Below are 15,810 nucleotides of genomic sequence, written 5' to 3'. Positions count from 1 at the left end.
CCCGACGCCAGGAATGAGTCATTCACTACGTTCGGACGAGCCGCCGCCGCGACCGGGAACGGCGAAGGCCCCCTCGCCAGTGACGAAGGGGCCTTCGGCGCGACTACGTCAGACGACCGCGAGCGGGAGCGCCGTCGGGTGGACCGGCGCCGGGAGGTCCGACGCACCCGTCAGGAACGCGTCGACCGCGTTGGCCACCGAACGGCCTTCCGCGATCGCCCACACCACCAGCGACGCGCCGCGGTGGGCGTCGCCGCAGACGAACACCCCGGGGGACTCCGTCTGCCAGTCCGCGCCGCACGACAGCGTTCCGCGGCGGGTCAGCGACAGGCCGAGACCGTCCAGGAGCGGCATCTCCTCGACGCCCTCGAAGCCGATCGCCAGCAGGACCAGGTCGGCCGGCAGCGTCTCGATCTCGTCGTTGACCGGGATCACCTCGCGGCGGCCGGTCGACGGGTCCTTCTGGACGCGGACCTGCTGCAGTTCGACCGCCTTCACGCGGCCGTTGTCGTCGCCGACGAACCGCTTCACGGCGACCGCGAACTTCCGCTCGCCCGCTTCCTCGTGCGCCGGGTAGGTGCGCAGGATGTAGGGCCACGTCGGCCACGGCGAGCGGTCGTCGTCCCGGGTGGACGGCGGGATCGGGTACTGGTCCAGCTGCGTCACCGAAAGCGCGCCCTGACGGGTGGCGGTGCCGTAGGAGTCGGCGCCGGTGTCGCCGCCGCCGATGATCACCACGTGCTTGCCGTGCGCGTCGATCGACGGCGGGCCGTCGCCCTCGACGAACTTGTTGGCCGGCACCAGGTGCTCCATCGCCAGGTGGACGCCGCCCAGCTCGCGGCCCGGCGTCGTCGTGTCGTCGCGGCCGCGCAGCGCACCGACCGCGAGGACGACGGCGTCGTACTGCGCGCGCAGGTCGTCCACCGAAAGGTCGACGCCGACCTCGCAGCCGGTGACGAACTTGGTGCCCTCCTTGCGCAGCTGCGCGAGGCGCCGGTCGAGGACCTTTTTCTCCATCTTGAACTCGGGGATGCCGTAGCGCAGCAGGCCGCCGAGGCGGTCGTCGCGCTCGAACACCGTGACCTCGTGGCCGGCGCGGGTCAGCTGCTGGGCGGCGGCGAGCCCGGCCGGGCCGGAGCCGACCACGGCGACCCGCTGCCCGCTGGCCACTTCGGACACCTGCGGCTGGACGTAACCCGCTTCCCACGACTGGTCGGCGATCGTCTGCTCGACGCGCTTGATCGCCACCGGCCCGCCCGAGGCCGGCGAGATCGACAGGACGCAGCCCGCCTCGCACGGCGCCGGGCACAGCTTCCCGGTGAACTCGGGGAAGTTGTTGGTGGCGTGCAGCCGGTCGCTCGCCGCGGCCCAGTCGCCGCGGCGGACCAGGTCGTTCCACTCGGGGATCAGGTTGCCGAGCGGGCAGCCGGAGCCGCCGGAGTGGCAGAACGGGATACCGCAGTCCATGCAGCGCGACGCCTGCTTGCGCACCTTTTCGTTGCGTTCGCCCGGGTCGACGTCCGCGTAGACCTCGCCCCACGAAGAAAGCCGCTCCTCGTAGGACTTCTTCTTCGGCTCTTCGCGTTCGTACTTCAGGAAACCGGTCGGGTCAGCCACGAGCGGCCTCCATGATCGCCTCGTCGACGTCGCGGCCGGCGGCCTTGGCCGCCTTCGCCGCGTCCAGGACCCGCTGGTAGTCGCGCGGCATCACCTTCGTGAACGCCACGGAGCGGCGCGGCCAGTCGCCGAGCAGCGAGGCCGCCACCGCGGAGCGGGTGAGATCGTAGTGCTGCTGCACGGTTTTCTTCAGCCAGGCCAGGTCGTCCGCGGTCGGCTTGAGCAGGTCCACCATGTCCTGGTTGACCTTCTTGCGGTCGACGTCGAGCACGAACGCCATGCCGCCGGACATGCCGGCCGCCAGGTTCCGCCCGGTCGGGCCGAGCACCACGGCACGGCCGCCGGTCATGTACTCGAAGGCGTGGTCGCCGACGCCCTCGGCGACGACGGTGGCGCCGGAGTTGCGGACGCAGAAGCGTTCGCCGACCTGGCCGCGCAGGAAGATCTCGCCGCCGGTCGCGCCGTAGGCGATCGTGTTGCCCGCGATCGTCTGCGCCTCGGCGGCGAAGGACGCCTCCGGGTCGGGCCGGACGATGATCCGCCCGCCGGAGAGACCCTTGCCGACGTAGTCGTTCGCGTCGCCGACCATGTCGAGGGTGATGCCGCGCGGCAGGAACGCGCCGAGCGACTGGCCGGCGGATCCGGTGAGCAGCACGTGGATCGTGCCCTCGGGCAGGCCGTCACCGCCGTAGCGGCGGGTGATCTCCGAGCCCAGCAGCGTGCCGACGGTCCGGTTCACGTTGCGCACCGGCAGTTCGAGCCGCACCGGGTGCGCGTCCTCCAGGGCCGCCTCGGCGAGCTGGATGAGCGTGCGGTCCAGGGCGTGCTCGAGGCCGTGGTCCTGGCCGCGGGTGCGCCGCTTCGCGCCGCCGTAGGGCGTCTCGGTCGGCATCTCGAAGATCGGCGCCAGGTCCAGACCGGAGGCCTTCCAGTGGTCGACGGCCTCGTCGGTGTTCAGGAGCTCGGCATGGCCGATGGCTTCGTCGAGCGTGCGGAAGCCCAGCGACGCCAGGGTTTCCCGCACCTCCTCGGCGACGAACTTGAAGAAGTTCACCACGTGCTCGACCTGGCCGGTGTAGCGCTTGCGCAGCTCGGGGCTCTGCGTGGCGACGCCGACCGGGCAGGTGTCGAGGTGGCAGACGCGCATCATGATGCAGCCCGCGACGACGAGGGGGGCCGTCGCGAAGCCGTACTCCTCGGCGCCGAGCAGCGCCGCGATGACGACGTCGCGCCCGGTCTTCATGGCGCCGTCCACCTGCACGGTGATCCGGTCGCGCAAGCCGTTGAGCAGCAACGTCTGCTGGGTCTCGGCGAGGCCGATCTCCCACGGCGTGCCCGCGTGCTTGAGCGAGTTCATCGGGGACGCGCCGGTGCCGCCGTCGTGGCCGGAGATGAGCACGACGTCGGCGTGCGCCTTGGACACCCCCGCCGCGACCGTGCCGACCCCGAGCGAGGACACCAGCTTCACGTGGATGCGGGCCTGCTCGTTGGCGTTCTTGAGGTCGTGGATCAGCTGGGCCAGATCCTCGATGGAGTAGATGTCGTGGTGCGGCGGCGGGGAAATGAGCCCGACACCCGGCGTCGAGTGCCGGGTCCGCGCGATCCACGGGTACACCTTGTTCGGCGGCAGCTGGCCACCTTCGCCGGGCTTCGCGCCCTGCGCCATCTTGATCTGGATGTCGTCGGCGTTGACCAGGTACTCGCTCGTGACGCCGAAGCGGCCCGACGCGACCTGCTTGATCGCGCTGCGGCGCTCGGGGTCGTAGAGCCGCTCGGGGTCCTCGCCGCCCTCGCCGGTGTTGGACCGGCCGCCGAGCCGGTTCATCGCGATGGCCAGGGTTTCGTGGGCCTCGGCCGAGATCGAGCCGTACGACATCGCGCCCGTGTTGAAGCGCTTGAAGATCGCTTCGGCGGGCTCGACCTCGTCGAGCGGCACCGGCTCGCGGACGCCGTCCCGGAAGGCGAACAGCCCGCGCAGCGTGCCACCCTCGCGGTAGAGGCGGTGCACCTCGTCGGTGTACTTGCGGTAGACCTCTTCGCGGCCGGTCTTGGACGCGTGCTGCAGCAGGAACACCGTCTCCGGCGTGAACAGGTGCAGCTCGCCCTCACGGCGGTAGGCGTACTCGCCACCGGTGTCGAGCCCGCGGTGGACGCGCTCGGTCGGGTTGTCCGGGTAGGCGCGGCGGTGCCGGACGGCGACCTCTTCGGCGAGCACCTCGAGGCCGACGCCGCCGAGCTTCGACGACGTCCCGGTGAAGTACTCGTCGAGCACGTCCTGGGCCAGCCCGAGGGATTCGAAGACCTGGGCGGCGGTGTACGCGCCGACCGTCGAGATGCCCATCTTGGACATGATCTTCAGGACGCCCTTGACCAGCGCCTGCACGTAGTTGCGGATCGCCTTGGCGGGCTCGATGCCGGTGACCGCGCCCTGCCCGATCATGTCCTCGATGGTCTCGAAGGCCAGGTACGGGTTGACCGCGGCGGCGCCGTAGCCGAGCAGCAGCGCGATGTGGTGCACCTCGCGCGCGTCACCGGATTCGACGACCAGCGCGACACGCAGGCGTTCCTTCGTGCGGACCAGGTGGTGGTGCACCGCGGAGACCAGCAGCAGCGACGGGATCGGCGCCATCCGGTGGTCGGAGTCGCGGTCGGACAGCACGAGCGTGCGCGCCCCGGCCGCGATCGCCTCGGACGCCTCGCGGCGCACCCGCTCGATCGCCCCGGCCAGCGCCTCGGCGCCGCCGTCCACTTCGTACAGTCCGGAAAGGACGCTGCAGGCGAAGCCGGGGAGGTCGCCGTCGTCGTTGATGTGGATGAGCTTGGCGAGCTCGTCGTTGTCGATGACCGGGTACGGCAGCTTGAGGTGACGGCAGGACGCCGGGCCCGGCGCCAGGAGGTTGCGCTCCGGGCCCATGATGCGCGCCATGCAGGTGACGAGCTCTTCGCGGATCGCGTCCAGCGGCGGGTTGGTCACCTGCGCGAAGTTCTGCTTGAAGTAGTCGTAGAGCAGGCGGGACCGCTGGGACAGCACCGCGGGCGGGGTGTCCGTGCCCATCGAGCCGATCGGCTCGGCGCCCTTCTCGGCCATCGGCGCGAGCAGGATCTTCAGCTCTTCTTCGGTGTAGCCGAAGGAAAGCTGGCGGCGCAGCACCGAGTCGTGGCTCTGCACGACGTGGTCGCGGTCGGGCAGTTCGGCGATCTTCAGCAGGCCCGCGTGCAGCCAGCCCTCGTACGGGAGCTTGCCGGCCAGCGCGGACTTGACCTCTTCGTCGTCCACGATCCGGCCGGCCTCGGTGTCGACCAGGAACATCCGGCCGGGCTTGAGGCGCCCCTTGGCCACGACGTCCTTGGGAGCGACGTCGAGCACGCCCGCCTCGCTGGCGAGCACGACGCGGTCGTCGGCCGTGCGCCACCAGCGCGCCGGGCGCAGGCCGTTGCGGTCCAGGACCGCGCCGACCAGGCGGCCGTCGGTGAAGGTGACGCAGGCGGGGCCGTCCCACGGCTCCATCAGGCTGGCGTGGAACTGGTAGAAGGCGCGCCGCTCGGGCTTCATGGTGGCGTGGTTCTCCCACGCCTCCGGGATCATCATCAGCACGGCGTGCGGCAGCGAGCGGCCGCCGAGGTGCAGCAGCTCCAGGACCTCGTCGAAGGACGCGGAGTCCGACGCGTCCGGCGAGCAGATCGGGAACAGCCGGCTCAGGTCGCCGGTGATGAGGTCGGACTCCAGCAGCGCCTCGCGGGCCCGCATGCGGTTGCGGTTGCCGCGGATGGTGTTGATCTCGCCGTTGTGGGCCACGAACCGGAACGGGTGCGCCAGCGGCCACGACGGGAAAGTGTTGGTGGAGAAGCGGGAGTGCACCAGCGCGATGGCGCTTTCCAGCCGCTCGTCGCGCAGGTCGGCGAAGAACGCGGGCAGCTGCTCCGGCGTCACCATGCCCTTGTAGACGATCGTCCGCGAGGACAGCGACGGGAAGTACGTGCCACAGCCGGAGTTCGCGCTTTCGTGCTCGACGCGCTTGCGCAGGCAGAAGGCCAGGCGGTCGAGCTCGATGCCCGCTTTCCCTTCGGCCGCCACGAAAAGCATGGCGAAGTGCGGCATGACCGAGCGGGCGGTCGGGCCGATGTCCGCGCGGTCGGCGTCCACCGGGACCTCGCGCCAGCCGAGGATTTCCAGTCCTTCTTCGACGGCGATGCGTTCGGCCAGCTCGACGGCCTTGCGGCGCTGCTCGGCGTCTTCGGGGAGGAACGCGATGCCGGCGGCGTAGGCGTGGTTGCCGTGCTCGTCGGGTTCGGGGAGGGCGAAGCCGGCTTCGGCGCGCAGCAGCGTGTCGGGCAGCTGCAGCAGGATGCCGGCGCCGTCGCCGCTGGTCGGTTCGGCACCGGCGGCGCCGCGGTGGTCGAGGTTGGTCAACGCGGCCAGGCCGTCGGTGACGATGCCGTGGGAGCGGCGCCCGCGGATGTCGGCCACCATGGCCACACCGCAGGAGTCCTGTTCGGTCTCCGGATCGTAAAGACCCTGCTTGCCGGGCATGGCGGAGAAGATCATGAAGGGACCTCCTTCGTCGTCTGTCGTGCGGGGCCGGGCTACCGGCCGGGGAGCGCACGGGACGACGATGGCCCGCTTGTTAGCGCGACTTTAACACCTGGGAAACATGCCAGCACCTGTTCAGAGCGCCCCGAGCGACGTCGGACGGTAACGATCTGGCTGCGTGGAACGACGTAGTTCCTGATGGGTTCCCGGTAGTTCGCTCTGCTAAGTATACGGCCCGGAAACTCTCGTCAAGCCTAACGTGACGGGCCCGACGCGGCACGCCGGGATTGTGTGGCCGCTCACTAGAACGTGTTACATTTCGCCGCATGATCCTCGATCGGTTCAAGCTCACCGACCAGGTCGCGGTGATCACCGGCGCGGGACGAGGGATCGGCGCGGCCACGGCCGTGGCCCTCGCCGAAGCGGGCGCCGACGTGGTCATCGCCTCCCGCACCGAATCCCAGCTCGCGGAGGTCGCCTCGCGGGTTTCCGCCGCGGGCCGCCGTGCTGTTCCCGTTCCCGTCGACCTCTCCGACCCGGCCGCGGCCGCGGCGCTGGCCTCGACGGCGGTGGCGGAGTTCGGCCGGCTCGACCTGGTGGTCAACAACGTCGGCGGCACGTACCCGCGGCCCCTGCTGGAGACGACCGCGGAGTTCATGGAGGAGGCGTTCCGCTTCAACGTGGCGACGGCGCACGCGCTCACGGTGGCGGCGGCACCATCCCTGGTGGAGTCGGGCGGCTCGATCGTCAACATCTCGTCGGTGATGGGCCGGCTGTCCGGCCGCGGCTTCGCGGCGTACGGAACGGCGAAGGCGGCTCTGGCCCACTACACGCGCCTGGCGGCGGCGGACCTCGCGCCGCGGGTGCGGGTGAACGCGATCTCGGTGGGTTCGGTGGCGACGTCGGCGCTGGAGATCGTGGTCGGCAACCCGGAGCTGAAGGAGAAGATGGAGGCCGCCACCCCGCTGCACCGCATCGGCGAGGCGGAGGACATCGCGGCGACGGTGGTGTTCCTGGCCTCGCGCGCCGGCGGGTACGTCACGGGCAAGATCCTCGAGGTCGACGGCGGGCTGCAGACCCCGAACCTGGAGCTGGGCCTGCCCGACCTCGGCTGACCCGGCGTTCGGTGCGTGGGACGCACCCAATGTGGCGTTCGGTGCGTCCGACGCACCCAAAGTGGCGTTGGGGCGCTCGGGACCGTGCCGGACGGGGTCACGGAGCGAGGCCGGACCTCGTCGGCCTCCGGCCAGGGGGTTCCTCCTCGGTGGGCCAGTCCTCGGCCGATGCGCCGAAGGCCACCACCGGGTGTCCCGGTGATGGCCTTCGGAAAGCTCGAGCGGTCAGCTCTCGTCGGTCTTCTTCGGCTCCTCGGCCGGTGCGTCCTCCGCGGGCTTCTCCGCCGACGCCGGAGCCTCTGCCGCCACCTTCGCGTGCTCGGGCTCCTCCACCGCGGCCGAGTCTTCCGAGGAAGGCTCCTCGACCGGCGTCTCCTCCGGCCCGGGCGCGTCCTTGCTCCGCAGGGACTCCGGTGCCTCCCGCGGCCCGCGCTTCCCGGCGAGCACGAAGTACGCCGCCGCGCCCGCGAACAGCAGGATCGACGTCCACACGTTCACGCGCAGGCCGAGGATGTGGTTCGCGGTGTCCGTCCGCATCATCTCGATCCAGCCGCGGCCCACCGTGTACCCCGCGACGTACAGCGCGAACGCCCGCCCGTGGCCGAGCTTGAAGCGCCGGTCGGCCCACACCACGAGCAGCGCGACCAGCAGGTTCCAGATCAGCTCGTACAGGAACGTCGGGTGGACGGGGCTCTCCGGCAGCGGGATGTGGCCGGTCGCCACGCCGTTCAGCAGGTTGTTCGGGTCGTCCGGGTTGAAGCGCTGGTAGACCTCCAGGCCCCACGGCAGGTCCGTGTGCGCGCCGTAGAGCTCCTGGTTGAAGTAGTTGCCGATGCGGCCGATGGCCTGCGCGACGACGATGCCCGGGGCGATCGCGTCCGCCATCGCCGGCAGCGGGACGCCCTTGCGCCGGCACGCGATGAGCGCGCCCACCGCGCCGAGGGCGACGGCGCCCCAGATGCCGAGGCCGCCGTCCCAGATCGCGAACGCGTTCCAGGGGTTCTTGCCCTCGGTGAAGTACAGCTCGGGGTCGGTGATCACGTGGTACAACCGGCCGCCGACCAGGCCGAACGGCACGGCGTACACGGCGACGTCGATGACCGTGCCCTTGGTGCCGCCACGGGCGGCCCAGCGCCGCTCCCCCCACCAGATCGCCACGATGATGCCGGCGATGATGCACAGGGCGTACGCACGGATCGGGATCGGTCCCAGGTGCCACACCCCGCGGTCGGGGCTGGGGATCGTCGCGAGGTAGGCGGAAATCACCGGGTCACCGTAGCGCTAGCCCGCCGTCACATCCACAGCGGCCAGGTAGCCCGCCACCAGCGCGTGCGCCACCTGGACGACGGCGTGGTCGCGCGGGAGGAACTGGTCGTCGTGGAGGCTGGGGACGCCCGCGGTGTCGCCGAGGCCGACGAACAGCATCAGGCCACGCGTCCCGCCGCCGCAGTAGTGCGCGAAGTCGTCGGCGCCGAACGACCGGAACTGGTCGTCGACGGTGACGCCGGCGTGGGCCAGCCGGCGCTGTGCGCCCGTCGCCAGCACCGGGTCGTTGGCCAGCACCGGCTCGCACGGGCTGATCTCCAGCTCGGCGGTGCAGCCGTGCGCCTTCGCCGTGCCGTGCACGATCTCCTCGAGCGCCTCCAGCGCGCGCTCCCGGTCCTTCTCCCGCATCAGGCGCAGCGAGCCGAACGCGCTCGCGCTGGTCGGCACGACGTTGGCCGCGGCGCCACCCTGGATCCGGCCGATCGAGCAGACCGCGCCGAACACCGGGTCGATCCGCCGCGACGCGAGCTGCTGCAGGCTCACGACCAGCTGCGACAGCGCCAGGATCGGGTCACGCAGCAGCTGCGGGTAGCCGGCGTGGCCGCCCTGGCCGTACATGGTCACCTCGAACTCGTCGGTCGAGGCGTTGACCGGGCCGGGCACCGCCGCGACGACGCCCTGCGCGAGCCGCGGCTGGACGTGCGCGCCGATCACCGTGTCCACCCCGGCCTCGGCCAGCACGCCGGACTCGACGACGTCGAGCGCGCCGGGCGGCGACGTCTCCTCCCGCGGCTGCAGCAGCGCCAGGATCGGCCGGGGGACGCCGACGCGCACCGCCGCGCGGCCGACCGCGACCAGTGCGGCGAGGTGGACGTCGTGGCCGCACGCGTGCATCAGGCCGTTCTCCGACGCCCACGGCACGCCGGTGCCCTCCAGCACCGGCAGGGCGTCGAGCTCCGCCCGCAGCGCCACGGCCGGGCCGTCGCCGCCGCCGGGCAGCGGGATCGCTCGGCCGGTCTTGGCGACCCGGGTGCCGTCGCCCGCGCCGAGCGCGCGGGCCACCAGCCGGGCGGTGTCCTCCTCGTCGCCGGAGCCGCGCGGGTCGGCGTGCACCGCGTGCCTCAGCTCGATCGCGGCGGGCAGCTCGTCCTCGATCGCCCGCGTCCACCGGTCCCAAAGGTCGTTCACACGTGCTCCCAGCGGTAGATCCTCTTCGCGTTCTCGTGCCCCACCAAAGCACACAGCCGGACGGCGTCCACTTCGGACAGCGCGTCGGCGGCCAGCGCGGCGCGCAGGAAGTCCGAAAGTCCCTGGCGGAACAGCGACGTGCCCAGGTGGTACAGCTCGGCCAGGCCGAAGGCGTCGGTGGAGAAGAGGACCTTCCCGAAGGGCGCGATCTCCAGCAGCTCGGCCAGGATCGCCGGCGCGCGGAAGCCCGCGTTGTGGGTGGCGAGGCCGACGTCGACGAAGACGTGCTCGAAGACCTGCGCCAGGTAGGCGGCGTTGCGGTGGAACGGGTAGTTGTGCAGCAGCAGGATCGGTACGCCGCGGTCGCGGGTCGCCCGCAGCAGCCCGGTGAGCCGCAGCGGGTCGCAGCGGTGCAGGTCGACGTCGGCGTCGCCGTACCCGACGTGGAACTGCACCGGCAGGCCGAGGTCGAGGCCGGTGAACACCAGGAAGCGGTGCAGGACCTCGTCGGCGAGGCGGACCGGCTCGCCCGCCTCGATCCGCGCGAGCCAGCGCCCCGCCGCGGCTTCGACCTCCGGCGGGGACGGCCGCTCCCCCGCCAGTTCGAGCCCGACGCGGTAGGCCGCGATCGACTTGAGCCCGACGGCGGTCGCGGCACGCTTCCCCAGCTCGCCGGCGAAGTCCGCGGCGAACCCGGCCGCGGTGGAGCCGCGGATCACGGCTTCGGCCACCTGTTCCAGCCGGACGACGTCGTGCGCGCGGCCGCCCGCCATCTCCGCGAACTCGCCGGTCGTGGTCAGCGAGTCCGGCCGGAACCCGCCGTCCAGCAGGAAGTCGGTGGTGCCGGTGGCGCGCAGGAACCGCCGCGCCACCTCGGCCGCGCCCAGCCGGGCGCGGCGTTCGAGGTAGGCCTCGGCCGGGGCGTGCTTCGGCAGGTCGAGCACGGGCGCGCAGCGTTCGCGCACGGCCAGCCCGATGAGCGAGTCGAACAGGCTCGTGCCGAGCGGCGACGTCGTGTCCGCCTCGGTCAGCATCGCCTCGAAGTCCGCACGGGCCACGTCGCCGGTGACGACGCCGTGGCAGTGGTGGTCCACCAGCGGCAGGTCGGCGACGAACGGGAGCAGGTCGGTCATGCGCCTCCGTCCACTTCGGTGAGCCTCTCCCCCACCCTACGAGCGAAGCCCGGTGCGGACAGGACCAAGATCACCGCCAGCACCAGCACGGCCCCGGCGGCCACCGGGAACCACCGCGCGGGCCCCTCCGCCGGGTACGGCACGACGTTGACGTAGACGGTGTACCCGAGCACCGCGAGCGCCCCGATCGGGAACACCAGGTGCCACACCGGCACGCGCATCCGGCGCTTCACGAACAGCAGCAGGATCGCGCCGGCGGTCGTGAGCAGGTAGATCACCAGCAGGACGAGCGTGCCGATCGAGCCGGACCACGCGAAGGTGTCCGACGCCGTCGCGCCGAAGAACAGCGCGCAGACTCCGATGATCAGCACCGCCGCACCGGTCACGGCGCTGACCGCGGCGACCGGCGTGCCCCGGCCGGACGTCCGGCCGATGCCGCGGCCGCCGAAAGCGTCCCGCCCGAGGGCGTACAGCAGCCGCGAACCGCCGACGACGCACGCGAGGCAGCAGCCGAACGCGCTGATCGCGGCACCGACGCTGATCACGTCGCCGACCCACGCGCCCGCGTACCGGCTGCCGAGGTCGCCGAGCAGGGACGGCGAATCGTGGAACGCCGTCGCGTCCGTGCCGAACGCCATCATCTCGACCGCGGTGACCACGACGAAGTAGCCGCCGCCGAAGATCGCCGTGCCGAGGATCGCGCGCGGGATGTTGCGCTTCGGGTCGTGGGTCTCCTCGCCGAGCGTCGCGGCGGCTTCGAACCCGGCGAAGGACAGGAAGCCGAACACCGCACCGACGAACACCCCGGACAGCCCGGCGTCGGGGGTGAAGGTGAACACGTCCAGGGTGAACCGGGCGTCGCCCGGGGCGTCCCCGGCGAGCAGCCGGACCAGGATCACCACCGTGACCAGCAGGATCACCGCGATGGTCGCACCTTCGACGGCGAGCAGCGTGCTCGTGCCGCGGCGCGCGGGCGCCACCGACAGCAGCCAGGAGCCGATCAGCGCGACCGCCGTCAGCACGAACGGCCCCCAGGACGGCGGGTCCGGCCAGATTCCCGCCTGGGTGAGGAAAGCGGTGCCCAGCGTGCCCGCGGCCGAGCTCGTGACGACGGCGTAGAACGTGTACGTGCCGAGGAGGCCGATGCCGGAGACGACCCCGGCGCGCGGGCCGAGCGTCGCGCCGACGAACGCGTACACCGAACCGGCGTGCTGGTAATACTGGCAGAGCTTGACGAAGCCGTACGCGACCAGCAGGACGCCGACCGCCGAAAGCAGGAAGGCGAGCGGGACGGCGCGGCCGGCGGCGGCCGCGGTCTGCTGGGGGTTGATGTTGGCGGCCATGCTGGGTGCCATCAACGCCACGGACAAGCCGACGGCCTGCCAGACGGAGAGGGAGCGGCGCAGCCCTGGACGGGTTTCGACGGTGTCTGACACGATCTCCACCTCTTTTCCTCGTGGGAACCAGCCTCCGGTGCAGCCTCAAGTGAACATCGACGGGAGCAGGATGAGCCAGCTCGATCGGGCAGAACTCGCACAGCAGGGCGCGCTCCGGGCCGACGGCCTGCGCGCGGCCGGCGTCGAGCTCGTCGCGTTGACCTTCGTGGACAACAGCGGCATCGCGCGGGTCAAGGCCGTCCCGGTGGACCGGCTGTGGTCGGCGGCGGCCTGGGGCGTCGGCGCGTCGAACTCGTTCGACTTCTTCCTGGCCACCGACGACATCACCGACGGCGAGTACTCCCGCGGCCCGGTCGGCGACCTGCGGCTGCACCCGGACCTCGACGCGCTCGTGCCGCTGGCCGCGCAGCCGGGCTGGGCGTGGGCCCCGGCCCGGAGGTACGACCAGGAGGGCGAGCCGCACCCGCAGGACGCACGGGCGCTGGCCGCGACCGCGACGGCCCGGCTGGCATCGCTGGGCTACAACGTGCGGACCGCCTTCGAGATCGAGTGGGTGGTCACGGCGGCGGACGCGCCGGACGACCCGCGCTCGGCCACGGCGGGCCCGGCCTACGGCTTCGCGCGGCTTTCCGCGCAGGCGGACTACCTGCGCGCGCTGGTGTCCACTTTGTCCGCCCAGGGCGTGGCGGTGGAACAGATCCACCCCGAATACGCGGCCGGGCAGTTCGAGCTGTCGGTGTCGCCGGACGACCCGGTGCGCGCGGCGGACGTCGCGGTGCTGACGCGCGAGACGATCCGGATGGTGAGCGACCGGCACAGGCTGCGCGCGTCGTTCACGCCGAAGTTCGAGCCGGGCGGCGTCGGCAACGGCGGTCACGTGCACCTGAGCCTCTGGGACGGCGACCGGAACCTCTGCGCCGGTGGCGACGGCCGGTTCGGCCTGACGCCGACGGCGGAGGCGTTCGGCGCCGGGATCTTTTCGCGGCTGCCGGCGCTGCTGGCGATCGGCGCGCCGTCGGTGGTCAGCTACCTGCGCCTCCAGCCGCACCACTGGGCCGGGGTGTTTTCGGTGTGGGGCCTGGAGAACCGCGAGGCACCGCTGCGGCTGGTGCAGGGCCCGGCCGGGCAGCGCGACCGCGCGGCGAACTTCGAGGTCAAGTGCTTCGACCTGACCGCGAACCCGTACCTGGTGGTGGCGGCACTGCTGTTCGCGGGCCTCGCCGGCCTGGACGTGAAGGAGTCGCTGCCGGGGCCGGTCGACGTCGACCCCGGGACGCTGCCTTCCGCGACGCGGCTGCCGACTTCGCTGGCGGACGCGGTCGCGGCGTTCGAAGCGGACGCCGCGCTGACGTCGGCGTTCGGCGCGGAGTTGGCGACGACGCTGATGGACGTGCGCCGCGGGGAGATCTCGCGCCTGGGCTCCCTGCCGCCCGACGAGCTGTGCGCGCTCATGCGCTACCTCCATTGAGATCTTTTCACCGGAAACCATTCGTCTCGAATGCGGCATTCGTGCCGGAAATCGTTCTGTGATCAGGTCGTTATCTGTGCTAGCGTCCCGCACCGGGTGAGGTGAGGAGGCCGAAAGAAGGCACAGTCCATGCCAGACGCGCGTCCCCGCCACCGGCAGAAGCCTTGGAAGCTCAAGGTGACCGTCGTGGTGGCTGCAGCGTCGCTGGGGGCGGTCGGGATCGCGGTGGCCGCACCGCGCACCCCGGCGCCGCCGCCCGCGACCCCGAACCCCGGCTGCACCCTCAAGGTGCCCGAAGACCCGTTGTCCGCGCGTGGCCTCGCCACGCCGTACCAGCTCAGTGCGACCGATCCGCGCCTGGGCGCCTGCCACGAACCGGTGGACGCGCAGGGTGCGTTCGCCGAGGCGACGATCCTCGACCCCGCGACCGGCAAGCTGTCGGTGTACCACCCGCTCGTCGTCGACGCGGGCCGGGCGCCCGCCGCGCCCCCGGTCGTCCCGGCCCTGCCCCGCGGCGCCGTCGTCGGGCTGTGGTTCGGGTTCAACGGCGACACGCTGACCCTCGGCGGCAGCCCGGGCGCGCTCCGGGCGGGCCGGTGCGTCAACGGCCTGGGGCGCTCGCTGTTCGGCCAGGTCGCTTTCTGCGGCGCCCAGGCGTTCTTCGACGCGGCCAACAAAGCAGTGGCGGCCGGCAAGCTGCGGATCCCGCCGCTGGGCCGGGCGAAGGACGGGCGGCCGTGCCCGTCGGTGCGTGACTTCTCATTGGTGGACCAGGACCAGAGCGACAACGTCACCACGACCTACCTCGCCACGCGCGACGGCCGGACGGCCCAGGCCACCGCGGCCAACGCCCGCGCGCTCGGGAAACCCGCGACGCTCGCCAACGGCAGCGACAACCGGCTGCTCGACGCGTTCGTGGACCCGGCACTGGGCTGCACGCCGTTCACGGCACCGGACCTCACCGACGGGGGCCGGCCCGCGACGTCGCTCGCCCTCAACGAACTGCAGGCAGCGGCCGGGCAGCGCGCGCCGATCGCGCTGGTGCCCCCGGGCGACCCGATGACGCTCGTCGACGGGAAACCCAGCACGGCCAAGGCGAACCTGTACCGCGCGGGCGTCGACCAGCCCCCGCTCGACCGGCGCTCCGCCAGTACCCGGGCGTACTGCCGCTCCCTGCGGACGGCCGGGCTGGACCGGCTCACCACCGACCGCCGGCTGCTGCGGGCGGCACCGTCCCCGGCCGACGGCGTCGGCCTGCTGAAGTTCCTGACCGACCGGCTCCAGGGCTCGCTGCAGCAACTGGGGTGCACCCGCCCGGCGGCCTCGGCCCACCCGGCCGCGGCCGCCGAACCGGACCCGGCCGACCAGGCGGCGGCGACCGACGCCGTCCGGACGCTGGACACGCTCAAGAACGGCTGAGGCCGCGGGCCTACCCGGCCAGCGCCCCGGCGACCTCCTCACGCAGCTGCGGAAGCTTCGCGTAGAGGCGGTCGCCGGGGCATTCGGTGTTGTAGTAGTCGCGGTGGCCCTTGATCTCGTCGACCGGAATGCCGTACTGGCGGCAGATGTAGGCGCAGAAGACGACCAGCGACGCCCACTGCGCCTCGGGCGGCTCGACGCTGGTGTAGGTGCCTTCGTTCTCGATGCCGATGGCGTTGGTGTTCTGGCCCGGGCAGTGGGCGCCCTGGATCATGGTCGTGCCGCCGCGCAGGGCGTCGAGACTGCCGTGCCGGCCTTCCATCCGGTACCCGCCGCGGCTGACGGTGAAGTGCTGGCCGGTGTCGGACCAGCCGTTGTTGTCCATGTGGTCGTGCTGGTCGTCGCGGGCGACCTGGAAGGCGTGCGCGAGAGAGTAGTCGGTGCTGTTGGGGCAGGCGATGTGGTGGATGAGGACGCGGTTCGCGGGGTGGTCGAGAGTGGTGAGGGCGTCGGCGGGCGGCCGGGCACCCCACTCGGCACAGCTGTAGATCCGCGGTTCGGTGGCGGCTCGCGCGGCGCTGGGGATCAGGAGCCCGGCGGCGCCCGCGACGGCCAGGCCGGCGGCGCCGCGGAGGAAGCTGCGCCGCGGAAGGTGTGCGAGGTCCATGCCGCGGAC

At 72.1% G+C, this 15,810-nt stretch carries 10 protein-coding genes; 3 read left to right on the top strand and 7 right to left on the bottom strand.

Features of this window, described 5'->3' with window-relative positions:
• Positions 1-108: 108 nt before the first annotated feature.
• Complete coding sequence (locus tag QRX60_RS25255) at positions 109-1,617, bottom strand: glutamate synthase subunit beta (RefSeq protein WP_286003250.1); 1,509 nt, start codon at positions 1,615-1,617, stop codon at positions 109-111.
• Positions 1,610-6,163 carry a glutamate synthase large subunit gene (gltB, locus tag QRX60_RS25250; RefSeq protein ID WP_286003249.1) on the bottom strand — a complete coding sequence of 1,518 codons (4,554 nt, stop codon included), beginning with the start codon at positions 6,161-6,163 and terminating at the stop codon, positions 1,610-1,612. The genes QRX60_RS25255 and gltB overlap by 8 nt, the downstream gene beginning before the upstream one ends.
• 311 nt (positions 6,164-6,474) lie before the next feature.
• Between gltB and QRX60_RS25245 the strand changes: the two genes are divergently transcribed.
• Positions 6,475-7,263, top strand: a complete 789-nt coding sequence (locus tag QRX60_RS25245; protein ID WP_286003248.1) for an SDR family oxidoreductase — start codon at positions 6,475-6,477, stop codon at positions 7,261-7,263.
• Positions 7,264-7,488: 225 nt separating this feature from the next.
• Here QRX60_RS25245 and lgt read toward each other — a convergent pair whose 3' ends face one another.
• Genes lgt through QRX60_RS25225 form a run of 4 tightly spaced genes read right to left on the bottom strand, consistent with a single transcriptional unit; the run spans position 7,489 to position 12,286 of the window.
• Positions 7,489-8,529 carry a prolipoprotein diacylglyceryl transferase gene (gene lgt / locus QRX60_RS25240; RefSeq protein ID WP_286003247.1) on the bottom strand — a complete coding sequence of 347 codons (1,041 nt, stop codon included), beginning with the start codon at positions 8,527-8,529 and terminating at the stop codon, positions 7,489-7,491.
• Between the two features lie 15 nt (positions 8,530-8,544).
• A complete protein-coding gene (locus QRX60_RS25235; RefSeq protein ID WP_286003246.1) occupies positions 8,545-9,717 on the bottom strand; it encodes a M20 metallopeptidase family protein in 1,173 nt (390 codons plus the stop codon).
• Positions 9,714-10,850, bottom strand: a complete 1,137-nt coding sequence (locus QRX60_RS25230) for an amidohydrolase family protein (protein ID WP_286003245.1) — start codon at positions 10,848-10,850, stop codon at positions 9,714-9,716. Before QRX60_RS25230 ends, QRX60_RS25235 begins: the two co-directional genes overlap by 4 nt.
• The gene (locus tag QRX60_RS25225) at positions 10,847-12,286 is read right to left on the bottom strand and encodes an APC family permease (RefSeq protein ID WP_286003244.1); all 1,440 of its coding nucleotides are present in this window, start codon (positions 12,284-12,286) and stop codon (positions 10,847-10,849) included. The genes QRX60_RS25230 and QRX60_RS25225 overlap by 4 nt, the downstream gene beginning before the upstream one ends.
• Before the next feature lie 70 nt (positions 12,287-12,356).
• Here QRX60_RS25225 and QRX60_RS25220 point away from each other — a divergent pair, with 70 nt between their 5' ends.
• Together QRX60_RS25220 and QRX60_RS25215 are read left to right on the top strand one after the other, a co-directional pair.
• A complete protein-coding gene (locus QRX60_RS25220; protein WP_286003243.1) occupies positions 12,357-13,715 on the top strand; it encodes a type I glutamate--ammonia ligase in 1,359 nt (452 codons plus the stop codon).
• Positions 13,716-13,901: 186 nt separating this feature from the next.
• The gene (locus tag QRX60_RS25215; RefSeq protein ID WP_286003242.1) at positions 13,902-15,134 is read left to right on the top strand and encodes a hypothetical protein; all 1,233 of its coding nucleotides are present in this window, start codon (positions 13,902-13,904) and stop codon (positions 15,132-15,134) included.
• 10 nt (positions 15,135-15,144) lie between these two features.
• Here QRX60_RS25215 and QRX60_RS25210 read toward each other — a convergent pair whose 3' ends face one another.
• Positions 15,145-15,801, bottom strand: coding sequence for a peptidoglycan recognition protein family protein (locus QRX60_RS25210; RefSeq protein ID WP_286003241.1), 657 nt, complete (start codon positions 15,799-15,801; stop codon positions 15,145-15,147).
• Positions 15,802-15,810: the final 9 nt, after the last annotated feature.

The organism is Amycolatopsis mongoliensis, assembly GCF_030285665.1.
Classification (GTDB): domain Bacteria; phylum Actinomycetota; class Actinomycetes; order Mycobacteriales; family Pseudonocardiaceae; genus Amycolatopsis; species Amycolatopsis mongoliensis.
This window is presented reverse-complemented; position numbering and strand designations above follow the sequence as displayed.